Source organism: Janthinobacterium sp. 13 (assembly GCF_002749695.1).
GTDB classification, from domain to species: domain Bacteria; phylum Pseudomonadota; class Gammaproteobacteria; order Burkholderiales; family Burkholderiaceae_D; genus Janthinobacterium; species Janthinobacterium kumbetense.
This window is the reverse complement of the sequence record NZ_PEEQ01000001.1, coordinates 1,991,260-2,014,650: the sequence shown is the minus strand read 5'-3', so window position 1 is coordinate 2,014,650 and position 23,391 is coordinate 1,991,260. Positions and strand designations below refer to the sequence as shown.

Sequence of the window (23,391 nt, the reverse complement as noted above, 5' to 3'; positions counted from 1 at the left end):
GGGTCAGATCCGCAGGGACTGACCCCAGATCTCATGATTGGAGTTATTCCATGTTGTTAACCCAGGAAATCATTCGCAAGAAACGCGACAAGGGCGTGCTGAGCGCCGAGGAAATCCAGTTTTTCGTGCGCGGTATCACTGACGGCAGCGTCAGCGAAGGCCAGATCGCGGCGCTGGGCATGGCCGTCTATTTCAATGACATGAACATGGACGAGCGCGTGGCGTTCACCCTGGCCATGCGCGATTCCGGCCAGGTGCTGGACTGGCGCTCGCTGAACTTGCCGGGCCCCATCGTCGACAAGCATTCGACGGGCGGCGTGGGCGACGTCGTCTCCCTGCTGCTGGGCCCCATGGTTGCCGCGTGCGGCGGTTACGTGCCGATGATCTCGGGCCGCGGCCTGGGACACACGGGCGGCACCTTGGACAAGTTCGACGCCATTCCAGGCTATTGCACGGTGCCGGAAAATGAACTGTTTCGCAAGGTGGTCAAGGAAGTTGGCGTGGCCATCATCGGCCAGACGGCGCAGCTGGCACCGGCCGACAAGCGTTTCTACAGCATCCGCGACGTCACCGCCACGGTGGAATCGGTGGCCATGATTACCGGCTCCATCCTGTCGAAGAAACTGTCGGCCGGGCTGGACGCGCTGGTGATGGATGTCAAAGTGGGCACGGGCGCCTTCATGCCGACCTACGACAAGTCGGTGGAGCTGGCCGAAAGCATCGTCGCCGTCGGCAATGGCGCGGGCATGCAGACGTCGGCGATTTTGACGGACATGAACGAGTCGCTGGCGCCGTACGCCGGCAATGCGCTGGAAGTGCGCGGCGCCATGGATTACCTGACGGGCCGTTCGCGTCCCGCGCGCCTGCATGGAGTCACCCTGGCGCTGTGCGCCGAGATGCTGGTGCTGGGCGGCCTGGCCGCCACCGAAGAAGAGGCGCGCGTGAAATTGATGGCGGCCCTCGATTCGGGCGAAGCGGCCGAGCGCTTTGCGCGCATGGTGTCCGCACTGGGCGGCCCTGCCGACCTGGTCGAACATCCGGACAAGCACCTGGAACAGGCGCCGTTCATCGTGCCGGCGCCTGCGCTGTCGTCCGGTTACGCCAACGTGCGCGATTGCCGCGCCATCGGCCTGGCTGTGGTCGCCTTGGGCGGCGGCCGCCGCCGTCCGACCGACAGCATCGATTTCGCCGTCGGCCTGACGGACCTGGTGGGCCTGGGCGAGCAGGTTGCTGTCGGCCAGCCACTGGCCATGGTGCACGCGCGCACGGAAGCGGCGGCGCAGCAAGCCGTCAAGGAAATCCAGGACGCGTATGCCATCGGCGTGGTGGCGCTGGCGGCCAATCCGGTGATTTACCGTACCATTCGTCCGTAGTTGAAAACCAGGGGCAGACCCCCGCTTGCGATAGCGCTGAGCTATGTGCCGGCGGTGGTCTGAGCCCAGTCTTATGAATTCAAGGGTATTGCAGAAAAAATGAACAACCAAGAACTGATCGCCGAAGCCAATGCCGGCCGTGAACTGGCCTACGCACCCTACTCGCGTTTCAAGGTGGGCGCGGCGTTGCTGTGCAAGGATGGCCGCGTCTTCCGTGGCTGTAACGTGGAAAACGCCGCCTATGGCCTGTGCAATTGCGCCGAGCGCACGGCGTTTTTCAGCGCCATCGCGCATGGCTGCAAACCGGGCGACTTCGCCAAGCTGGCCGTCACGGGCGACACGGCGGAACCGATTTCGCCATGTGGCGCCTGCCGTCAGGTGATCTTCGAGATGGGCGGCGCCGACTTGCCGGTGATCCTGACGAACTTGAAAAACGATGTCATGGAAGTGACGGCGGGCTGGTTGCTGCCGCATGGCTTCGGCAATTCCGACCTGGACATGAAGTAACAGGATCCGCTTGAACAAGACGATCGACATCCAGGCCGCCGTGGCGATTGCCGCGGCCGAAGCCATGGCGGCCAAGACGCAGGGCACCTTCGGCGTGGGCGGCGTGCTGCTCGATGGCGCCGGCAACGTGCTGCAATCGATGCACAACAACGTCGTGCGCCAGGGCCTGGTGTTTGACCCCACGGCGCATGGCGAGCGCCAGCTGGTGGACTGGTATTTCGCCGAGCGGGCCAAGGGCACGCCCTTGCCGCCGCCAGGGGAACTGACTATCGTCACCTCGCTCGACCCCTGCTGCATGTGCACGGGGGCGATTCTGGCGGCCGGTTTCAACGTGGTGGTGGCCGCGCCCGATGTCAAGGCGGGCATCAATTACGATGGTAGCGCCACGTTTACGGCCTTGCCGGCGCCGTTGCAGGTGCAGGCCGGCCGCAGCTTTTGCTATCCGGCCGTGCGCGGCGCCACCGAGTATGCGCGCCTGCCTTCCGGCGCCACGCCCAAATCTTTTTTCATCGGCAAGAGCATCCACGAGGCGACGCAGGCACTGTGCTCGCTCGTGTTCGAGTCGACATCGGCGCAGGTGATGCAGCTGCTGAACGCCGGCGACGACGTGCAACTGCGTGATCCTGCCACCTTGCCATCCGAGCATGCCGTGGTGCGCGCCCTGCGCCGCCGCTATCCCGATGCCCTCACTTACCGTTGCGACCCGCACGTGCCCGATGCGGGCCTGGCGCCATTCCTGCAGGCGGCCATGGAGCAGGATGTGCGCGATGGCGGCCAAGGCGACGCGGCCGCCTTGCTCGATTCCTTTGGCAACCTGCTGCTGTGCATGCCGGGAAACGTGGCGCAATCGGCCATCCGCACGCCGTTCATGGAATGCACGCGCCAGTACGCGCAGCTGCGCTTTGAATTGATGGCGAATGCGGCGCCGGCGCTGCAGGAAGAATTCAAAAGCTACCTGGGCCACCCCAAGCACGGTACCTTCGTGCTGGCCATCGGCCCGGACGACAGCGCCGCCAGTTTCATGACCCTGGGCGCCTACGGCTCCACCATGGAGGGGGCACTGCCGGAGAATAATCCGGCGCAATTCCAGTACGTGCGACCCGCCATGGCGGAAGACGCGCTGCTGGCGCTGTGCGAGTCGATGCCGCCGCTGTACCGCAAGCTGATACGCATCCGGCCGCGCCAGGTGCTGGACCAGGCCCTGGTCCAGGCGCTAGGCTAGCCTAGGCGTCATCGTCCGGCAGGTTTTTCAGTAAAAAGTCGCGCACGTTTTCGCCCGCCACGCGGCGGATCTGCGCTTCCGACAAGCCTGCGTCGAGCAGGGCCTGCGTCAGGCGCGGCAAGCCCGTCGCATCGATGGCCGTGGTGACGGCGCCGTCGAAGTCCGAACCATAGGCCACGTGTTCGGCACCGATCAGTTTTACCGTGTACTTGATGGCGCGCGCGATGGACGCCACGTCCTTGCCGCAGACGGCCGTATTCCAGAAACCGATGCCCACCAGGCCACCTTGGGCGGCGATGCGTTTCAGTTGTGCGTCGCTGAGGTTGCGCCCGTTGGCGCAAGTGCCGCGCACGCCCGTGTGCGACACCATTACGGGGCGTTTCGCCATCGTCAATACGTCGTCGATGGTGGCCGGCGAGGCGTGCGCCAGGTCGACGATCATCTTGCGTTGCTCCATGGCGCGCAGCCATTGCTTGCCCAGCGGCGTCAAGCCGCCTTTCTTCAAGCCGTGCTGGGAGCCGGACAGTTCCGTATCGAAGAAGTGCGTGGGCGCGGCCATGCGGTAGCCGGCCCGGTACAGGGTATCGAGATTATCCAGCTTGCCTTCGAGCGCATGCGCGCCTTCCAGCGTCAGCCAGCCGGCCAGCAGGGAGGGATCTTGCTCGCGCGCGGCGATGAAGCTGCGCAGCTGGGCGCGGCTGCCGATGACCCTGACCTTGCCCTGGCTCTTGGCCGCTTGCTGGCGCAGCTCGTCGGCCTGGTAGGCGGCGCGCGCCAGCAGGCTGTTCCAGGTGGCAGGCGGCAAGCCTTGCGCCACCACCAGCGCCGTGATGTTGTCCGTGTCGCTGCCATTGCGCTCGATATTCATCTTGCGCGGCGTCTTGGTGACGACGGAAAAGGCTTGCAGCGCCACGTTGGCCCGCTGCAGGCGGGGGAAGTCGACATGGCCGCGCTGGCTGTCGCGGTTCAGGTTGCGTTGCCACAGCAGGCTGTCCGCGTGCAGGTCGGCGATCCACAGGCTCTGGTGCAGGGCCACAGTGGCTGCCGATGGCGCCTTGCCGGATGGAGGATGGACGCGGTTGAGGTGCTCGTCGACGAGGACGGGAGCGGACAGGAAACCGCCGATCAGCGCAAGGCTGGCGGCGGCGAGGGTACTGATAATCATTGTTCTCCGTCTTACCATGGATCGTAGGTGCCCAGGCTCCAGATATGGCCTTCCGGGTCGCGGCAGGTAAAGCCCCGTCCGCCGTAATCTTCATCCTTGATGTCGAGCACGATTTCGGCGCCCGCTTCGCGCGCGCTGCGGTAGACGGCATCGGCATCGCTGACGACCAGATAGCAGTTTTGCGTGTTCGCGCCACCGACGTCGCCGGGCAGTTTCATCAGGCGACCATAGTCGCTGTCGATGGCCGGCGCCACCATGACCATGCCATTGCCAAAGCTCAGTTGCGCATGGGCGACGCCGCCGTTTCCGTCAGGCACAATCAATTGTTTTTCAAAGCCGAGCGCCTTGCACAGCCATTCGATGGCGGCGGGCGCGTCGCGGTAGCGCAGGCATGGAATGGTCGTGCCGGTTGTGGCTTTTGCAGTCGAGGTCATCAGAAAACTCCTATGGCTGTGGGGGAGTAGCTTCGATTGTTAATCTTGCGTAGCGTTCCGTCTCAATACCATCCATCGGGAGGGGTTTGATGCCCGTCAGTGCCGCGCCCATCCATAGTGCCATAGAATAATCATTGCACTCTTGCTACTACGCAAATTTTTATTGCGGCGACTGCGAAGAGTTTGCTGCCTTCGTGTCCGCGTCCATGTCATCGCTGTTGCTTGCCCATCTCAGCAGCATGACGAGGGCAAACAGCATGATGGCCAGCGGCAAGATGGTGATCAGGAACGCCAGGCCCAGGCAGCATGCCAGCAGCATGGGCCAGGACATGGCGCGCAGGGCGGCCATGCCCTGGCGCGTGTAAGCGCACAGCTCGCTCCAGAAAGTGCTGAAGGAAGTGCTGCCCGGTGCCGAATTGAGGTCTTTCATACCGTTCTCCTGTGGTGTGGGTGCCGCTGCGTATGCAAGCTGGCGATGGATCCACTATAGGCAAAACCCCGCTGCCAGGCATCGCGTATGCGACGAATGGCAGGAATGGCGGACCGAACGGCGACAGGTCGGGACAAACGGTTATTCAAACACCTTGAGTTTCAGCTGGAAACTGAGGGCGCCATACAGGCGGTCCTTGTAGGATGGCACGATGGCGATATTCACGCCCACGCGCTGGTATTCATAGCTGATGGTGGGCACCAGGGCCGGGAACCAGCCGCCATCGCGCATCTTCGGATAGCCGCTGAAGCCGCCAACGACGGCGCCGACGCGCAGCGGGCCCACCTTGATGGGCTGGTAGTACACGCCCAGATAGTTCGAATAGGCGCGGTCGCTATTGTAGAAGCGGCCGGCCGTGACCGAGGCGACGGTGGAAAAGCGGTATTCGGCGCCCAGGCCCGGATTGCTGTCGTTCAGGTTCTTGTCGCGCTGGAAATGATACGAATAAAAGCCCGCGTTGAGCCAGGTTTCGCTCAGAGGCTGGTTGTCTATCATGCCGACTGTCTGCGCCTGTGCCGCGCCCGCCACTGCCAGCAGCGTCGCGCAGGCAGCTTTGCCCAGCAATGACGCGGTGCGCGCCGATGACCATTGTTTCATGCCTGTTCCTTATCCTGTCGATATTGCGCCGCCATTGCAAACGCTTCAGCGCGCCATGCTATCACTGTCAGATTGTTCATTGGAAATTTCATCACGTGCAAGGCACTGGCCCAGGCAGGGCGATGGCCGCCTGCACCATGTGCGTAAGCAGGATTTCGGCATCCTCGTAATCCTTGCGCGTGAGCTGCTTGCGCTCCAGCACCAGGGCCATCTGCGCTGAAAAATCCGCATACGATTGCGTCATGGCCCAGATGGCGAACATCAGGTGCGTGGCGTTGACGGGCGCGATCCTGCCGGCGGCGATCCAGGCTTCGAAGACGGCGATATCCTTGCGCAGCAGGGGCACGACCCGGTCGCGTATCTGCGCGCCGTACAGGGGCGCGCCATTGATCACTTCCAGCGCATATACGCGCGAAGCCCACGGCTGTTCGCGCGAAAAACGCAGTTTGGCGCCGATGTAGGCGCGCAGCACGTCGCGCGGCTCGTCGTGTTCATTGGCCAGCGATTCCATGCGCGCCAGCCAGTCGTCGAGCACGTCGTCGAGCACGCGCTGGTACAGCAGCTGCTTGGACGGGAAATAATACATCAGGTTTTGCTTCGACAGGCCGGCCCGCTCGGCGATGGTGGCGATCGACGCGCCCTCATAGCCGCTTTCCGCGAACACGCGCACGGCTTGCTCCAGGATGTCCGCTTCCAGGCGGTCGCGGTTTTGCAGGCGCCGGCCGCCGGCATTTTTCACGGAAAGGGCAGGGGATTTGTCGCTGGCCATGGCGGATTCTTTAGCGTGGGCGGATCGATTGCAGGAAGGCTTGCAGCACGGGGGTATCGGTGTAGGCCACGTTGAAGCGGAACCACACCGTCTCGGGCGCGCGCAGCATGAAAAATTCGTTTGGCGACAGCAGGATGCCGGCCTTCAAGGCCATGTCGGCGATGATCTTGCCATTCCACTCCGGCGTTTGCACATCGGGCCAGCCGGCGCTGACGAACATGCCGCCGCGCGGACGCGCCACGGGCGCCATGCCCGCCTGCGCCAGGCAATCGATGCTGCGCTCGCGGGCCGCATCGAGCTGCGCCACCAGCCGTTCCACCATGCGCTTGTAGGGCCGCGCGGAGATGGCGTGGTAGACGGCGCGCTCGTTGATTTCCGACGTCGTCAGTCCCGCCAGCATTTTCACGCGCACCAGTTCGGCCACCAGCGAAGGCGAGGCGCAGATGGAGCCGACGCGCAGCACGGGCGACAGGGTCTTGGAAAAACTGCCCACGCGGATCACGCGGCGCAAGCCATCCATGGCCGCCAGCGACGCGTCGCCGCGCGCCGCCAGTTCGCGGTAGATATCGTCTTCCACCAGCCAGAAATCGAATTGCTCGGCCAGTGCCAGCAAGCGGTGCGCCTGCGCCTGGCTGAGCGAGGTGCCGAGCGGATTTTGCAGCACCGTGTTGACGAACATCAACTTGGGCTGCGTGCGCGCAGCCTCGCTGGCCAGCGCATCGAGGTCCAGGCCCGCCTCGCCGCGCGCAATGCCCACGGGGATACAGCCGTGATGGCGGATCAGCGACTGCAGATTGCTGTAGCCTGGGTCTTCCACCAGCACCGTGTCGCCCGGCTTGGTCAGGCTGCGCAGGACCAGGTCAAAAGCGTGCGTGGCGCCATGCGTCAGCAAGACCTGGTCCGGCTCCACCTGGAACAGCTCTTCCGACAGGCTTGTCGCCAGGTGCTGGCGCAGCGAGGGAAAGCCCAGCGGATGGCCATAGCCGCGCAGCCGGCTGGCGGGAATGCGCATGGCCTGGCGCACGGCGTCGAGCACGGTCACTTCGCCATACATTTCGGGCGGCAGCCAGCCCGCGCCCACGGGCAGGGCGTCGGACACGCCCGAATACAGGTCCGGCGTGAGGGCGTCGATGGCGGTGGGACTCGTATGCACGGCCGTCTGCGGCGAGGCGGCGATATCGTGGCGCGCGACGAAATAGCCGGAGCCGCGGCGCGACGACAGCAAGCCCAGGTTGACCAGGCGGTCATACGATTCGACGACGGTAAACGTCGACACGCCATTGCTGCGGGCGAACTGGCGCACGGACGGCATGCGCGTGCCGATGCGCAGGGCGCGGCTGCCCACCATGACGCTGATCGCGATGACGATCTGCTCGACCAGACCGCCCTTTTTCTGGCGGTCGATGTCCAGCACGGGCCAGCCGCTGGTCTGTTCGGGGGCATCGTCTGTGCTGTCGCTGTGCTTCACGGTGGCTCCTTATGCTGCCCTGCACAAAACTGTACTGATTTTCCGACCTGTACGGTTGGGATACTTTGCCGTTTGTGTATCTGTGCCATTGGGGATGGCCTGTCTATTATTACATCAGCTTTTTGCCAACTGGTAAATTATTTTACGCTTCGTCAAAAACGATCCTGGCCCCGCGCCAGCCCATCCCAAGGAGAAGGTCATGAACGAAACAAGGCCGGAATCGATGTCGGCATTCTGGATGCCGTTTACGAACAACCGTGATTTCAAGGCCAACCCGCGCTTGCTCGTGTCAGCCGAAGGCATGTATTACAAGGACGTCGATGGCAACAGCATCCTCGATGGCACGGCCGGCCTGTGGTGCGTGCCATGCGGCCATGCGCAGCCGAAAATCGTCGGCGCCATCCGCGACATGGTGGGCCAGCTCGACTTCGCGCCGACCTTCCAGATGGGCCATCCGGCCGCCTTCGACCTGGCGGAAAAACTGATGGACTACACGGGCCACAAGTTCGGCCACGTCTTCTACACCAACTCCGGTTCCGAGGCGGTGGACACGGCCCTGAAAATCGCTCTGGCATATCACCGGGCGCGCGGCGAGGGCGCACGTACGCGCTTGATCGGCCGCGAACGCGGTTACCACGGCGTGGGCTTCGGCGGCATTTCCGTGGGCGGCATCGGCGGCAACCGCAAGACCTTTGGCCCGCTGTTGCCCGGCGTGGACCATTTGCCGCACACGCATAACCTGGACAAGAACGCCTATACGGTGGGCGAGCCCGAATACGGCACCCACCTGGCCGATGAACTGGAACGCATCGTCGCCCTGCACGACGCCTCGACGATTGCCGCCGTCATCGTCGAACCGGTGGCCGGCTCCACGGGCGTGCTGATTCCGCCGAAAGGCTATCTGAAACGTTTGCGCGAGCTGTGCACCAAGCACGGCATCCTCTTGATTTTCGATGAAGTCATCACGGGTTTTGGCCGCATGACGACGCCGTTCGCGGCTGATTATTTCGATGTCGAGCCTGACCTGATGACGACGGCCAAGGGCCTGACCAACGGCATGGTGCCGATGGGGGCCGTCTTCAGCAAAAAGTATATCCACGACGCCTTCATGGATGCGCCGGCCGGCATCGAACTGTTCCACGGTTACACGTATTCCGGTCACCCGCTGGCTTGCGCCGCCTCGCTGGCGACCCTGCAAGTGTTCGAGGAGCAGGACATCCTGGGCCACGCTAAAAGCATGCAGGCGTATTGGAGCGACGCCGTGCATTCCTTGAAAGGCTTGCCGCACGTGATCGACCTGCGCAGCATTGGCCTCATCGCCGGCATCGAACTCGATCCCATCGCCGGCAAACCCGGTGCGCGCGCCTTCAACGCCTTCAAGCAGGCCTTCGCCGACGGCGTCCTGATACGCACGACGGGCGACATCATCGCCCTGTCGCCGCCGCTGGTGCTGGAAAAACAGCATGTCGACGAGCTGTTTGGCAAGCTGGCCAAGGTACTCAAAAATCTCGACTAAGGAACACCATGAACGATCTCGACACCATCACCCACTTCATCAACGGCGCCAAAGTCGACACGAATAGTGGCCGCTATGGCGACGTGTATAACCCGGCCCTGGGCGTACCCGTGGCCCGGGTGGCGCTGGGCATCGTGGAAGACGTGGATGCGGCCGTGCAGGCGGCCGCCGCCGCCTTTCCTTCCTGGTCTGCAACGCCGCCCTTGACGCGTGCGCGCGTGCTGTTCCGCTACCTGCAGCTGTGCCAGCAGCACACGGACGACTTTGCCGCCATGCTCACGCGCGAGCACGGCAAGACTTTCGCGGATGCGCAGGGCGAAGTGGCGCGCGGCATCGAGATGGTGGAATTTGCCGTCGGCATCCCGCAATTGTTAAAGGGCGAATTCACGGACCAGATTTCGCGCGGCATCGACGCCTGGTCCATGCGCCAGGCGCTGGGCGTGGTGGCCGGCATCACGCCATTCAATTTTCCCGTGATGGTGCCGATGTGGATGTTCCCCGTCGCCATCGCCTGCGGCAATACCTTCGTCCTGAAACCGTCGGAGCGCGATCCGTCGGCATCCCTGCTGCACGCCAAACTGCTGAAGGAGGCGGGCTTGCCCGACGGCGTCTTCAACGTGGTACAGGGCGACAAGGTGACGGTCGACGCCTTGCTCGATCATCCTGTCGTGCAGGCGATCAGCTTTGTCGGTTCCACGCCGATCGCCGAATACATCTATGCGCGCGGCAGTGCCAGCGGCAAGCGCGTGCAAGCGCTGGGCGGCGCGAAAAACCACATGGTGGTGATGCCCGATGCGGACATGGACATGACGGTCGACGCCTTGATCGGCGCCGCCTACGGTTCGGCGGGCGAGCGTTGCATGGCCATTTCCGTCGTCGTGGCCGTGGGCGACGCGGGCGACAAATTGATCGATGCACTGGCAACGCGCACGGCCGCACTGAAAGTGCGCGACGGCATGGCAGAGGGGGCGGAAATGGGGCCGGTCGTGTCGCTGGCCGCCAAGCAGCGTATCGAAAAACTCATCGCCTCGGGCGTGGAGCAGGGCGCGACCCTGGTCGTCGATGGGCGCAACCATGTGGTGCCGGGCCGCGAGAACGGCTTTTTTGTGGGCGGCACTTTATTTGACCACGTCACGCGCGACATGAGCATCTACAAGGAAGAGATTTTTGGCCCCGTACTGTGCGTGCTGCGCTGTCCTGACGTGGTGCATGCGGTGGAGCTGATCAATGCCAACGAGTATGGCAACGGCGTGGCCATCTATACGCGCGACGGCGGCGTGGCGCGCGAATTCGTGCGACAGATCCAGGTCGGCATGGTGGGCGTCAACATCCCCTTGCCGGTGCCGATGGCCTTCAACAGCTTTGGCGGCTGGAAGCGCAGCATGTTCGGCGACCACCACGCCTATGGTCCCGAAGGCGTGCGTTTCTACACGCGCCACAAGGCTGTGATGCAGCGCTGGCCGAATACGGCAAGCGCTGGTGTGGAATTTGCTTTTCCCCAGATGAAGTGACGGTTTCACACTGAAAATCCACCGCAGGATCAAAGAAGGAAAACGCGATGATCGAGTCCCTGAACTATTTGCCGCATCCCGCCCTGCCCAACGAGGAACTGGCGGGCCATTTCACGGACCTGGCGCCTCCTTTGAGCGCGCGCCAGGCCGCCATCGAAAGCGCCCGCTGCCTGTACTGCTACGACGCGCCGTGCAGCCGCATCTGTCCGTCGGAAATCGACGTGGCCAGCTTCATCCGCAATATCCACGACAAGAACATCAACGGTGCCGCCGCCGGCATCCTGAAACAGAACATCCTGGGCGGCAGCTGCGCCCGCGTCTGCCCGACGGAAATCCTCTGCGAAGACGTCTGCGTGCGCAACCACGACGCGGAAGGCCAGCCCGTCAAGATCGGCCTCTTGCAGCGCTACGCCGTCGATCATATGCAGTTCGCGGCGCACCCGTTCAAACGGGCGGCAAGCACGGGCAAGACAATTGCCATCGTCGGTGCGGGCCCTGGCGGCCTGTCGTGCGCGCACCGCCTGGCCATGCTGGGACACGACGTGGTGATCTTTGAAAAGGAAGGCAAGGCGGGCGGCTTGAATGAATACGGCATCGCCAAGTACAAGCTGACGGACGATTTCGCGCAAAAGGAAATCGACTTTCTGCTGGACATCGGCGGCATTGAAATCCGATGTCGCCAGGTGCTGGGCGAGAACCTGCAGCTGCGCGACTTGCACGCGCAATACGACGCCGTCTTCCTGGGGCTGGGCCTGGGCGCCAGCCGCAAGCTGGGCTTGACGGGCGAAGACGCTCCTGGCTTGCTGGCCGCCGTCGATTACATCAGCGCGCTGCGTCAGGCCGACGACCTGGCTGCGTTGCCCGTGCCGAAACGCGCGATTGTGATTGGCGCCGGCAATACGGCCATCGACATGGCCGTGCAGATTCAAAGGTTGGGCGCAGAGGAAGTCACCCTCGTCTACCGCCGCGGCTTCGATGCCATGACGGCCACGCATCATGAACAGGAAATCGCCAAGGCCAACCAGGTGCGCATGCTGACGTGGGCCCAGCCGCAGCAGGTGCTGCTTGACGCTGGCGGCCATGTGGCCGGCATGCGCTTCGAGAAGACCCGCATGCAGGGCACGCGTTTGACTGGTACGGGCGAAACCTTCGACGTGGCGGCCGACGCCATCTTCAAGGCCATCGGCCAGAGCCTCGACACCGACGTGCTGGATGACCCGATGGCGGCGCTGTTGCAACGCGAAGGCGACAAGATCGCCGTCGACGCAGGTTTTCGCACGGTGCTGCCGGGGATCTACGCGGGCGGCGACTGCGTGGCGCCGGGGCAGGACTTGACGGTGCAGGCCGTCCAGCATGGCAAGCTGGCCGCACTGGCCATCCATTCCGATTTATTCAATAAAGTGGAGGCTGCATAATGGCTGATCTCAGCATCGAATTTTGCGGCATCAAGGCGCCGAATCCCTTCTGGCTGGCGTCCGCGCCGCCGACCGACAAGGCCTACAACGTGGTGCGCGCCTTCGAAGCGGGATGGGGCGGCGTCGTGTGGAAAACGCTCGGTGAAGACCCTGCCGCCGTCAACGTCTCGTCGCGCTATTCCGCTCTGTACGGCAAGAACCGCGAAGTGGTCGGCTTCAATAACATCGAACTCATTACCGACCGCTCGCTGGAGATCAACCTGCGCGAAATCACGCAGGTGAAAAAGGATTGGCCCGACCGCGCCATGATCGTCTCGCTGATGCTGCCGTGCGAAGAGCACTACTGGGCCGACATCCTGCCCAAGGTGGAGGCGACAGGCGCGGATGGCATCGAGCTCAATTTCGGCTGCCCGCACGGCATGCCGGAGCGGGGCATGGGTGCGGCCGTGGGCCAGGTGCCCGAGTACGTGCAGATGGTCACCGCCTGGTGCAAGAAGCACAGCGAACTCCCCGTCATCGTCAAGCTCACGCCCAACATCACGGACGTGCGCATGCCGGCGCGCGCGGCCAAGGCGGGCGGTGCGGACGCCGTCTCGCTGATAAACACCATCAACTCGATTACCTCGCTGGACCTGGACCGCATGGTGGCCTTGCCCATCGTGGGCGGCGCCAGCACGCACGGCGGCTATTGCGGAGCGGCCGTGAAACCCATCGCGCTGAACATGGTGGCGGAAATCGCCCGCGATCCGCAGACGCGGGGCTTGCCCATTTCCGGCATCGGCGGCATCGGCAACTGGCGCGACGCGGCCGAATTCATTGCCCTGGGCGCCGGCTGCGTGCAGGTGTGCACTGCAGCCATGCTGCATGGTTTCCGCATCGTCGAAGAGATGAAGGATGGCTTGTCGCGCTGGATGGACGAGAAGGGATATGAGCGCATCAGCGACTTTTCCGGCAAGGCCGTGGCCAATACGACGGACTGGAAATACCTGGACATGAATTACCAGGTCATCGCGCAGATCAATCAGGACGACTGCATCAAATGCGGCAAGTGCTACGTGGCTTGCGAAGACACCTCGCACCAGTCGATTGCGCAGCTGATCGACGCTGCCGGCACGCGCACGTATGAGGTGATCAAGGAGGAATGCGTGGGCTGCAACCTGTGCGAAATCACCTGCCCGGTGCAGGGCTGCATCACGATGGTGCCGCAGGTCACGGGCAAGCCATACATGAACTGGACGCAGGATCCCAGGAATCCACGGGCGTTGGCGGAAACGGCGTAGGGCACGTTTTTTGCGTGCGTTTTATTTGTAAACAGCGGCCGGGCTTTGCGGTAAGCTAGGTTGACTTAAAAGTCGAGCCGTTTCTATAAAACCGATCCTCTCCCAACCGATGGAGCATACCTGTGAACCACGACTATTCAGGCAACACGCAACTCTGGAATGAAGACCTGGCGCCCACCACGGCGACACAGCGCACCTGGCGCTGGTATCACTTCGCCGCGCTGTGGGTCGGCATGGTGATGTGCATTCCCGCCTACACCCTGTCGGCCAGCTTGATCGACAGTGGCATGTCCGGTTACCAGGCCGTGCTCACGGTTTTTCTCGCCAACGCCATCGTGCTCTTGCCCATGCTGCTGATCGGCCATGCGGGTACCAAGTACGGCATCCCGTATGCCGTGCTGGCGCGCGCCTCGTTCGGCACCATGGGCGCGCGTCTTCCGGCCCTGATGCGCGCCGTCGTCGCCTGCGGCTGGTATGGCATCCAGACTTGGTTCGGCGGGCAGATGATCTACACCCTGATGGGCGTGCTGGCGGGCCATGAGCTGGGCGGCGGGAAGATTGCGGGCCTGGGCATCAATGGCAGCCAGTTGCTGTGCTTCCTGGCTTTCTGGGCCATCCAGTTCTATTACATCCTGCATGGCATGGAGTCGATCCGCAAGCTGGAAACCTACACGGCGCCCTTGAAAATCCTCATCTGCTTCGTGCTGCTGTACTGGGTGCACAGCAAGGCCGGCGGCGTAGCCAGCCTGCTGGATCAGCCATCGCAATTCATCCCCGGCGGCAAAAAGGCGGGCCAGTTCTGGAGCGTCTTCTGGCCATCGTTGACGGCCATGGTGGGCTTCTGGGCCACCCTGGCCTTGAACATTCCCGACTTCACGCGCTTCGCCAAGACGCAGCGCGACCAGGTGATCGGCCAGTCGATCGGCCTGCCCGTGCCGATGGGATTGCTGGCCATGCTGGCCGTGATCGTCACGGCAGGCTCCGTCGTCATGTACGGCAAGGCCATCTGGGATCCCGTCGACCTGGCCAGCCGCATGACGGGCGCCGCCGTGCTGATCGCCCTGATCATCCTGCTGATCGACACGGTCAGCGTCAACCTGGCGGCCAACCTGGTTGGCCCCGCCTACGATTTTTCTTCGCTGGCACCGAAACAGATTTCGTACAAGATGGGCGGCTACATCACGGCCTTCATCGCCATCGTCATGATGCCGTGGAAGGTGCTCGAATCGACGCAGGGCTATATCTTCACCTGGCTGATCGGCTATTCGGCCCTGCTGGGCCCCATCGCCGGCATCCTCATCGTCGACTACTACTTTGTACGCAAGACGCAGCTCGACGTCAAACAGCTGTACCGCGACGACGGCGTCTACTCGTATGGCAATGGCTGGAACATGGCAGCGCTGATCGCCTTTGTCATTGCCGTGCTGCCGAACATCCCGGGCTTTTTGAACGCGGCCTTCCCCACGGCGTTTCCCGGCGTGGCCGAAGGTTTTAAAACCATCTACACCTACGCCTGGTTCGTGGGCGTGGCCATTGCCGCCGTCGTTTACGGCGCCATGATGAAGGGCAAGGCGGCGGAGAGAGTGCAGCAGGCGCCGCAGTCGTAATCACTCAAGGAGACAAGATGACTACACTGATACGTGGCGGTACTGTCGTCAACGCCGACCGCGCCTTCCGCGCCGATGTGCTGATCGAGGGCGACACGATTGCCGCCGTCGGCGAGAACCTGCCGGTGCCGGTCGGCGCCACGGTGATCGATGCGGGCGGCCTGTATGTGATGCCGGGCGGAATAGACACCCACACGCACATGAATCTGCCCTTCATGGGCACCGTGACGTCCGACGATTTTTTCTCGGGCACGGCGGCGGGCCTGGCGGGCGGCACCACCACCATCATGGATTTCGTCATCCCCGCACCGAAGCAGTCGCTGATCGAGGCGTATCACCAGTGGCGCGAGTGGTCGGCCAAGGCGGCCGGCGACTACACCTTCCACGTGGCGATCACCTGGTGGAGCGAGCAGGTACATGAAGAGATGGGAGTGCTGGTGCGCGAACATGGCGTGAACAGCTTCAAGCATTTCATGGCGTATAAAAACGCCATCATGGCCGACGATGAAACCCTGGTGAAAAGTTTTACACGTTCGCTTGAACTGGGAGCACTGCCCACCGTGCATGCGGAAAACGGCGAACTGGTTTTCCAGTTGCAGCAAGCCCTGCTCAAGAAGGGGATTACCGGGCCGCAGGCGCACCCGCTGTCGCGCCCGCCTGCCGTGGAGGCGGAAGCGGCCAACCGCGCCATCGCCATCGCCAATGTCTTGAATACCCCTGTGTACATCGTGCACGTCTCGTGCGCCGAGTCGCTGGACGCCATCACGCGGGCGCGCGCGAATGGTCAGCGCGTGTATGGCGAAGCGCTGGCGGGCCACCTGGTGATCGACGACAGCGTCTACCAGGGCGACGATTTCGATTTCGTCGCGGGCCACGTCATGAGCCCGCCGTTCCGCGGCAAACACCATCAGGCGGCCCTGTGGCACGGCCTGCAAAGCGGTAACCTGCACACGACGGCCACGGACCACTGCACCTTTTGCGCCGAGCAGAAGGCGGCGGGCAAGGACGACTTCACGCGCATCCCGAACGGTTGCGGCGGCGTCGAGGAACGCATGGCCGTGGTGTGGGATGCGGGCGTCAATTCCGGCATGCTGACGCCGTCCGAGTTCGTCAAGGTGTCGTCGACCAATGCGGCGCAGATCTTCAATATGTATCCGCGCAAGGGCGTAATCGCCGTTGGCAGCGACGCCGACATCGTGCTGTGGGACCCGCAGGGCACGCGCACCATTTCCGCCGCCACGCAGTTCGCCAAGGGAGGCTTCAATGTCTTCGAAGGGCGCGCCGTGCGCGGTATCCCCAGCACCACGATTGCCGCCGGCAAGGTGGTCTTCCACCAGGGTGAACTGATGGCGGCGGAAGGGGCAGGGCGCTATGTTGAGCGGCCCGCGTTTTCCGCCACCACCGCATAAGGAGTTGACGATGGATGCACTGCGTATCAATGGCGAACGGCTGTGGGCGGCCCTGATGGAACTGGCGCAAATCGGCGCGACGGCGAAGGGTGGCGTCAAGCGCCTGGCCCTGACGGACCTGGACAAGCAGGGGCGCGACCTGGTGGTGGGATGGGGCCGTGAGGCGGGCATGAGCATCACCATCGACCAGATCGGCAATGTCTTCATGCGCCGCGACGGCACGGACAATAGCTTGCCGCCCGTAATGACGGGCAGCCATATCGACACCCAGCCCACGGGCGGCAAGTTCGATGGCAATTACGGCGTGCTGGCGGGCCTGGAAGTGGTGCGCACCCTGAACGATCTGAAAATCAAGACGCAGGCCCCTATCGAAGTGGCCTTCTGGACCAACGAGGAAGGCTCGCGCTTCGTGCCCGTGATGATGGGCTCGGGCGTATTTTGCGGCGCCTTTTCGCTCGAAACCGCGTATGCGGCCAAGGATACGGAAGGCAAAACCGTGGGCGAGGAACTGGCACGCATCGGTTATCGTGGCGACCAGGTGCCGGGCGACCACCCGATCGGCGCCTACTTTGAAACGCACATAGAGCAGGGTCCGGTGCTGGAAGACGCCGATAAGGTGATAGGTGTGGTGCCTGCCGTGATGGGCCTGTCGTGGTACGACTGCGTGGTGACGGGCATGGAAGCGCATGCGGGCCCCACGCCCATGGGCTTGCGCAAGGATGCGCTGCAGGTAGCCACCACCATCATGCAGGAAGTCGTCGCCATTGCCAACCGCTACCCGCCGTATGGGCGCGGCACGGTGGGCATGGTGCAGGTCTTCCCGAACAGCCGCAACGTGATCCCCGGCGAAGTCAAATTCAGCATCGACCTGCGTAACGTGAACGACGAACTGCTCAACACCATGCATGGCGAAATCACGGCCTTCATCGATGCCACGCGCGCGAAGACAGGGCTGGGCATTTCACTGGAAAGAGTCTCCTATTACCCGCCATGCCCGTTCCATCCCGACTGCGTGGGCGCCGTGCGCAACGCCACTGAAAAGCTGGGCTACACGGTGATGGACGTGGTCTCCGGCGCCGGCCACGATGCCATCTATGCGGCCCGGCTGGCGCCGGCCGGCATGATCTTCGTGCCGTGCAAGGACGGCATCAGCCACAATGAAATCGAGGACGCCAAGCCCGAGCACCTGGAAGCGGGCTGCAATGTCCTGCTGCACGCGATGCTGGAGCGGGCCGTGGCCGTGTAGTCTTACGGCTTGGGCTGGAAGCTGCGCAAAAACGCCAGCAGGGCGCGCGCCGCGATGTCGGCGTCGTCGGCCGTCATGGTTTCCAGCGGGTTGTGGCTGATGCCGCCATTGCCGCAACGGGTAAACAGCATGGCCACGTCGGTGATGGCAGCCATGGCCATGGCGTCGTGGCCGGCGCCCGACAGCAGCGCGTATGGTTCGACGCCGACCGATTCCACGGCTTGCGCCAGCTGCGCCATCAGCCACGGCGCGCACGGCGCTGCACGTGCGGACAGCAGCAGTTCCAGCTGGTAGTCGATCTGGCGCCGCGCACAGATGGCGGCGATGCCATCGAGAATATCGTCGACGGCCGCCTGGCGTACCGCGTCGTCGGCCGCGCGGATGTCGAGCGACAGGGTGCAGGCGCCGGCGATCACGTTGACGGAGCCGTTTGGCACGTGCAGCTGCCCCACGGTGCCCACCAGCGCCTCGCCCTGGTTGCAGCGCCGTTCCACCAGCAGGATGATTTCGGCCGCTGCACTGGCTGCATCCTTGCGCATGGTCATGGGCGTGGTGCCTGCGTGGCTGGCCACGCCGCCAAGATTGACCAGGTAGCGCGAGCTGCCGGCGATCGCCGTGACGATCCCCAGCGGCAGGTCGCGTTCCAGCAGCACGGGACCCTGCTCGATATGCACTTCCACATAGCCGAGCAAGTCGGCTGGATCACGCGCGCTGGCGCCGATGGCGCTTACCTCGTGGCCGGCGGCGGCCAGCGCGTCGCGCATGCTCACGCCATCCGCATCCAGTTGTTCCAGCAGCGATACGTCGAACTTGCCCGTGACGGCCGTGCTGCCCAAAAACGTGCTCTTGAAGCGCACGCCTTCCTCCTCGGCGAAGCCGACAATCTCGAAGTGAAACGGCAGCTTTTCGCCCTGTTCGTGCAGGTGGCGCACGATGGCGATCGGCAGCACGATGCCCAAGCGGCCATCGTACTTGCCGCCGTTGCGCACCGTGTCGTAATGCGATCCCGTCATCAGGGTTTTTGCGTCAGGCGCATCGGACAGATAGCGCCCGACCACGTTGCCGACGGCGTCGATGTGCACCTGCATGCCCGCGTCCCGCATCCAGTCGGCCAGCTGTGCTGCCGTTTTCTGGTGCGCCGGCGTCAGGTAGGCGCAGGTCAGGTTGTAATCGCTGTCGCTCCAGCCGGCCAGGGTTTCCGCCTGCTGCATGATGGCCGGACCGAAGTCCAGGCGCACGTCGAACAGGTCGTTCAGGCGCAGCTCGGCGATGCGCTTGATCTGCCGCAACGATTCGGCCAGTTCATCGGCGCGCCGGTTCTTCAGGCGCCGCGCAAACGTGGCGATGATGTCCTGGCGCGTCAAGCCTTCGCCCGTCGGGCCCTTGACGGCCAGGATGAAGGGAAAGCCGAACTTGGCGTTGTAGTCGTCGTTCAGGCGCTGCAGGGTGGCGAATTCGTCGGCGCTGCACAGGTTCAGGCCGGACTTGGCCTGCTCGCGCGTCGATTCCGCCGTCAATTGCCCTGCGATGGCGGCCTTGCCTGCCAGCTCCGGATGGGCGCGTATCAGCCCCAGCTGCTCTTCCGGCGAAGCTTGCGCCAGCACGCGCTGCAGCTCTGTCTTGAGTGCCGTCAGGCTGGCAAATGGCCGGGCGGGTGCCGCGCGCTGGGCGATCCAGGGCGAATGTTCATAGATGCCGTGCAGCCGTGCGATAAAGTCTGCCGTGCTGCCGGCGTTCAGGTCTGAAAGGGTGGTCATGGTTTTCCGATCATGCAAGCGGTGATGATAGCGCCCCGTTCCTGTCTCCATTATATGCGCGTGCTGATAGCGGCTATCGCTGGACCAGCGCCTTGGCGGCAGCGCTGACCTGGTCGCGCAGCCATTTGTGTTCGGGCGCCTGGTGCACGCGCTGGTGCCACAGCTGGTAAAAGCGCATGGGCGGGAATTTCAGGGGCACGGTATACGTTTTCAGCGGCAGCGTCTTTTCATAGAAGCGCATGAATTGCCGGCCCGTGGTCAGCACCAGATCCGTCTGCGTCAGCATGTAGGGGATCAGGCCGAAATACGCCGACTCCACCACCACGTTGCGTTGCAGGTTTTGCCGTTCGAGGAAGGAATCGATCACGCCGTGGTAGCCGGGCATCATCTGCGACGGCGCCACGTGGGGCAGGCTCAGATAATCGTCGAGGGTCATGGCGTCGCTGGCCGTGCGCCGCGCATAGGCGTTTTCCGCATGCATGGCGCAGATGATGGGATCTTCGAACAGCTTCGAGATGTGCAGATGCGCGGGCGGCTCGTCCCAGTTGGCGATCACCAGGTCCAGGCCCCCGTCGGACAGTTGGCGGATATGGTCGATGCCCGGCCCGAGGCTGTGCAGCACGACGCGACTTTTCGGTGAACCGCGGCGCAGCAGGGCCACCACGTTGGGCAGGAACTGGCTGTCCAGGTAGTCGGGCGCGGCGATATGGAAGGTGCGTGCCTCTTCCTGCGCCACGAACGGCGTTTTCTTGACGAACAGGCTTTCCGTCTGGTCGAGGATGCGCTTGGCCGGATTGAGCAGGCTTTCGCCATGCTGGGTCGGCACCATGCCGCGCGCGCCGCGCACGAGCAGCGGGTCGCCCGTCAGTTCGCGCAGCTTGCGCAGGGAGGCGGAAATCGAGGGCTGCGGCTGATTGAGTTTCAGCGCCACGCGCGAGACATTCTTTTCCACCAGCAGCAGGTAGAGGATGCGGATCAAGTGCAGGTCGAGGTGTTGCGGCAGGCTGGACATGTGGCGGCGGCTCTGTTGTATATCGATTTGAATATGTCAAATATACGATATTTTTCATGTGATGGGCGGTAAATCCGTTTATCTTGTGTAGATTGGCACGAATATTGGTTCGGTCTGACTAGAGGAAATTTATGGAAGTATTTGCCTACCTGATTCCGTACGGCCTTGAGTGGCTGAACCTAATCGTCCGCTGGCTGCACGTCATCACGGGCATCGCCTGGATCGGCGCTTCCTTTTATTTTGTCTGGCTCGACAACTCGATCCGCCCGCCCGCGCCCGGCTCGGAGCTGGCGAAGAAAGGCGTGTCGGGAGAATTGTGGGCCGTGCACGGCGGCGGCTTCTATAACCCCCAAAAATACCTGGTGGCGCCCGCGGAACTGCCGAAGGAACTGCACTGGTTCAAGTGGGAAGCGTATTCGACCTGGCTGTCCGGCTTTGCGCTGCTGACGATTGCCTACTACTTCAATGCCCAGGCCATGATGATCGACAAATCCGTGGCCGACATCAGCAGCGGCCAGGCGATCGGCATCGGCATCGCCACCCTCGTCATCGGCTGGACCGTGTACGACCTGCTGTGCCGATCAAAGCTGGCGCAATACGAGCTGTGGTTCGGCGTGACGGTGTTCGCGCTGATCGTCGGCGCCGCATATGTGCTCACGCACTTGCTCAGCGGGCGCGCCGCCTACATCCACGTGGGCGCCATGATCGGCACCATCATGGTGGCCAATGTGCTGATGCTGATCATTCCCGGCCAGCGCAAGATGGTCGGAGCCATGGCCGCCGGCAAGCTGCCCGATCCCAAGCACGGTTTGAAGGCCAAGCAGCGCAGCGTGCATAACAATTATTTTACGTTGCCCGTGCTGTTCATCATGATCAGCAACCACTACGCGATGACCTACCGCAACGATCACGCCTGGCTGGTGCTGGCGCTGATCATGGCGGCCGGCGTCTTCATCCGCCACTTCTTCAACCTGCGCCACAAGGGCCGCGTCGAGTGGCGCTATCCGGCCCTCGGCGTGGCCTTGCTGGTGGCCGTGGCCGTGGCCATCGCGCCCAAGGCGCCCGTGGCCGTGGCGGCCGCGCCGGCGGTGGACCCTGCCGCGCAGTTCAAGGCCGTGCATGCCATCATCGCTCAACGCTGCGCCACCTGCCATTCGGCCCAGCCCACGCAGCCGGGTTTTGCCACGGCGCCGGCCGGCATGATGCTGGATAATGAAGTCGAAATCCGCCAGCACGCGGCGCAAATCTACAAGCAGGCCATCGAACTGAAGGCCATGCCGATCGGGAACCTGACCAATATGACGGACGCCGAGCGCAGTGAGCTGGGCGTCTGGCTGCAACAGACCATGCAAGGAACAAAATGACAACGCACGCAGAACGAATCACGGCCTGGATCGACGAACACTTCGACGAGGAAGTCGCCTTTTTGCAGAAGGTGGTGCAGCAGCCGACGGATACGCCGCCCGGCAATAACGCGCCCCATGCGGACCTGGTGGCGCAGCTGCTGCAGGCGTATGGCTGGCAGGCGGAAAAGCACGCGGTGCCAGCGGCGCAGGTGGAAGCGTACGGCATGCAAAGCATCACCAACCTGATCGTGCGCCGGCCGTATGCCGCGGGCGGGCCGACGGTGGCCCTGAATGCGCATGGCGACGTGGTGCCGCCCGGCGACAACTGGACGTACCCGCCGTATGGCGGCCAGATCGACGACGGCTATATCTACGGCCGCGCGACGGCCGTGTCGAAGGGCGATTTCGCCACCTATGTGTTTGCCGCGCGCGCGCTCGAGGCGCTGGGCATTCCCTTGAAGGGCCAGCTTGAGCTGCATTTTACGTACGACGAGGAATTCGGCGGCTTGCTGGGGCCGGGCTGGCTGCTGGAGCAGCAGCTGACGAAGCCCGATTTCGTCATCGCCGCCGGTTTCAGCTACGGCATCGTCACCGCCCATAACGCCTGCCTGCAGCTGGAAATCACCGTGCACGGCAAGTCGGGCCACGGCTCCATGCCGGAGACGGGACACGACGCGCTGCAGGCGGCCAACAAGATCCTCAACGCCATCTACGGCCAGCTGCCGGAGCTGAAAAAGATCAAATCCGCAGTGGCGGGCATCGATTCGCCCACCATGCTGGTGGGGCGCATCGACGGCGGCACGAATACCAATGTGGTGCCGGGCAAGGTGGTCATGAAGATGGACCGCCGCATGATTCCGGAAGAAGACCCGGTAGCGGTGGAAGCGCAGGTGCGCGCGCTGATCGAAGACGCCGTGCGGGGCGAGCCCGGCATCCGCCTCGAGATTCGCCGCCTGCTGCTCTCGCACGCGCTGCGTCCCTTGCCCGGTTCCGAGCAGCTGGTGGGCAGCCTGCAGAAAAATGCGCAAGCCATCCTCGGCGAAACGATTCCCGCCGTCGGCACGCCCCTGTATGCAGATGCGCGTCTGTATGGCGAGCGGGGCATCCCTGCCGTGCTGTATGGCGCCGGTCCGCGCACGGTGCCCGAATCGAATGCGAAGAAGGCCGACGAGCGCCTGGCGCTCGACGATTTGCGCAAGGCCAGCAAGATCGTCGCCCTGACCCTGCTGGACTTCCTGGCGCAAAAATAAGGTCGCTGACTTTGGCT

The 23,391-nt window shown here is 63.5% G+C and carries 20 protein-coding genes; 12 read left to right on the top strand and 8 right to left on the bottom strand.

Annotation, left to right across the window (positions count from 1 at the left end):
• Nucleotides 1-50: 50 nt before the first annotated feature.
• From deoA to CLU94_RS08785, 3 genes are all read left to right on the top strand, one after another.
• Nucleotides 51-1,373: a thymidine phosphorylase gene (gene deoA, locus CLU94_RS08795; RefSeq protein ID WP_099665368.1), complete on the top strand. Its 1,323-nt coding sequence runs from the start codon at nt 51-53 to the stop codon at nt 1,371-1,373.
• Nucleotides 1,374-1,472: 99 nt separating this feature from the next.
• Nucleotides 1,473-1,880 (top strand): cytidine deaminase, encoded by a 408-nt coding sequence (locus CLU94_RS08790; RefSeq protein WP_034754695.1) that lies wholly within the window; start codon nt 1,473-1,475, stop codon nt 1,878-1,880.
• 4 nt (nt 1,881-1,884) lie between these two features.
• Nucleotides 1,885-3,102: a nucleoside deaminase gene (locus tag CLU94_RS08785; RefSeq protein WP_180278815.1), complete on the top strand. Its 1,218-nt coding sequence runs from the start codon at nt 1,885-1,887 to the stop codon at nt 3,100-3,102.
• Nucleotide 3,103: 1 nt separating this feature from the next.
• On the opposite strand, the gene CLU94_RS08780 is transcribed toward CLU94_RS08785, so the two are convergent.
• The 6 genes from CLU94_RS08780 to CLU94_RS08755 all read right to left on the bottom strand — a co-directional run bounded on the left by CLU94_RS08780 (nt 3,104) and on the right by CLU94_RS08755 (nt 8,025).
• A complete protein-coding gene (locus CLU94_RS08780) occupies nt 3,104-4,267 on the bottom strand; it encodes a dipeptidase (protein ID WP_099665366.1) in 1,164 nt (387 codons plus the stop codon).
• Between the two features lie 11 nt (nt 4,268-4,278).
• A complete protein-coding gene (locus CLU94_RS08775; RefSeq protein WP_099665365.1) occupies nt 4,279-4,701 on the bottom strand; it encodes a VOC family protein in 423 nt (140 codons plus the stop codon).
• Between the two features lie 160 nt (nt 4,702-4,861).
• The gene (locus CLU94_RS08770) at nt 4,862-5,131 is read right to left on the bottom strand and encodes a hypothetical protein (RefSeq protein WP_099665364.1); all 270 of its coding nucleotides are present in this window, start codon (nt 5,129-5,131) and stop codon (nt 4,862-4,864) included.
• Between the two features lie 141 nt (nt 5,132-5,272).
• Entirely contained in the window at nt 5,273-5,788 is a 516-nt protein-coding gene (locus CLU94_RS08765; RefSeq protein ID WP_099665363.1) for a hypothetical protein, read from the bottom strand.
• 91 nt (nt 5,789-5,879) lie between these two features.
• Nucleotides 5,880-6,557 (bottom strand): TetR/AcrR family transcriptional regulator, encoded by a 678-nt coding sequence (locus CLU94_RS08760; protein ID WP_099665362.1) that lies wholly within the window; start codon nt 6,555-6,557, stop codon nt 5,880-5,882.
• Between the two features lie 10 nt (nt 6,558-6,567).
• Nucleotides 6,568-8,025 carry an aminotransferase-like domain-containing protein gene (locus CLU94_RS08755; protein ID WP_099665361.1) on the bottom strand — a complete coding sequence of 486 codons (1,458 nt, stop codon included), beginning with the start codon at nt 8,023-8,025 and terminating at the stop codon, nt 6,568-6,570.
• Between the two features lie 199 nt (nt 8,026-8,224).
• Here CLU94_RS08755 and CLU94_RS08750 point away from each other — a divergent pair, with 199 nt between their 5' ends.
• The 7 genes from CLU94_RS08750 (at nt 8,225) to CLU94_RS08720 (ending at nt 18,009) form a co-directional block, all read left to right on the top strand.
• A complete protein-coding gene (locus CLU94_RS08750) occupies nt 8,225-9,541 on the top strand; it encodes an aspartate aminotransferase family protein (RefSeq protein WP_099665360.1) in 1,317 nt (438 codons plus the stop codon).
• An 8-nt stretch (nt 9,542-9,549) separates the two neighbouring features.
• Nucleotides 9,550-11,052 (top strand): CoA-acylating methylmalonate-semialdehyde dehydrogenase, encoded by a 1,503-nt coding sequence (locus tag CLU94_RS08745; protein ID WP_099665359.1) that lies wholly within the window; start codon nt 9,550-9,552, stop codon nt 11,050-11,052.
• Between the two features lie 47 nt (nt 11,053-11,099).
• Nucleotides 11,100-12,467, top strand: coding sequence for an NAD(P)-dependent oxidoreductase (locus tag CLU94_RS08740; protein WP_099665358.1), 1,368 nt, complete (start codon nt 11,100-11,102; stop codon nt 12,465-12,467).
• Nucleotides 12,467-13,747 carry an NAD-dependent dihydropyrimidine dehydrogenase subunit PreA gene (preA, locus tag CLU94_RS08735; protein ID WP_218965282.1) on the top strand — a complete coding sequence of 427 codons (1,281 nt, stop codon included), beginning with the start codon at nt 12,467-12,469 and terminating at the stop codon, nt 13,745-13,747. Before CLU94_RS08740 ends, preA begins: the two co-directional genes overlap by 1 nt.
• A 122-nt stretch (nt 13,748-13,869) precedes the next feature.
• A complete protein-coding gene (locus CLU94_RS08730) occupies nt 13,870-15,354 on the top strand; it encodes an NCS1 family nucleobase:cation symporter-1 (RefSeq protein WP_099665356.1) in 1,485 nt (494 codons plus the stop codon).
• 17 nt (nt 15,355-15,371) lie between these two features.
• Nucleotides 15,372-16,763, top strand: coding sequence for a dihydropyrimidinase (hydA, locus tag CLU94_RS08725; RefSeq protein ID WP_099665355.1), 1,392 nt, complete (start codon nt 15,372-15,374; stop codon nt 16,761-16,763).
• 10 nt (nt 16,764-16,773) lie between these two features.
• Nucleotides 16,774-18,009, top strand: coding sequence for a Zn-dependent hydrolase (locus CLU94_RS08720; protein ID WP_099665354.1), 1,236 nt, complete (start codon nt 16,774-16,776; stop codon nt 18,007-18,009).
• A 2-nt stretch (nt 18,010-18,011) separates the two neighbouring features.
• Here CLU94_RS08720 and CLU94_RS08715 read toward each other — a convergent pair whose 3' ends face one another.
• Together CLU94_RS08715 and CLU94_RS08710 are read right to left on the bottom strand one after the other, a co-directional pair.
• On the bottom strand, nt 18,012-19,766 hold the full coding sequence (locus CLU94_RS08715) for an allantoate amidohydrolase (protein WP_099665353.1): 1,755 nt from the start codon (nt 19,764-19,766) through the stop codon (nt 18,012-18,014).
• 73 nt (nt 19,767-19,839) lie between these two features.
• Nucleotides 19,840-20,778, bottom strand: a complete 939-nt coding sequence (locus CLU94_RS08710; protein WP_034754583.1) for a LysR family transcriptional regulator — start codon at nt 20,776-20,778, stop codon at nt 19,840-19,842.
• A gap of 131 nt (nt 20,779-20,909) precedes the next feature.
• Between CLU94_RS08710 and CLU94_RS08705 the strand changes: the two genes are divergently transcribed.
• Both CLU94_RS08705 and CLU94_RS08700 read left to right on the top strand, forming a co-directional pair.
• Nucleotides 20,910-22,142 carry a urate hydroxylase PuuD gene (locus tag CLU94_RS08705; RefSeq protein ID WP_099665352.1) on the top strand — a complete coding sequence of 411 codons (1,233 nt, stop codon included), beginning with the start codon at nt 20,910-20,912 and terminating at the stop codon, nt 22,140-22,142.
• Nucleotides 22,139-23,374: a M20/M25/M40 family metallo-hydrolase gene (locus CLU94_RS08700; RefSeq protein ID WP_099665351.1), complete on the top strand. Its 1,236-nt coding sequence runs from the start codon at nt 22,139-22,141 to the stop codon at nt 23,372-23,374. The genes CLU94_RS08705 and CLU94_RS08700 overlap by 4 nt, the downstream gene beginning before the upstream one ends.
• Nucleotides 23,375-23,391: the final 17 nt, after the last annotated feature.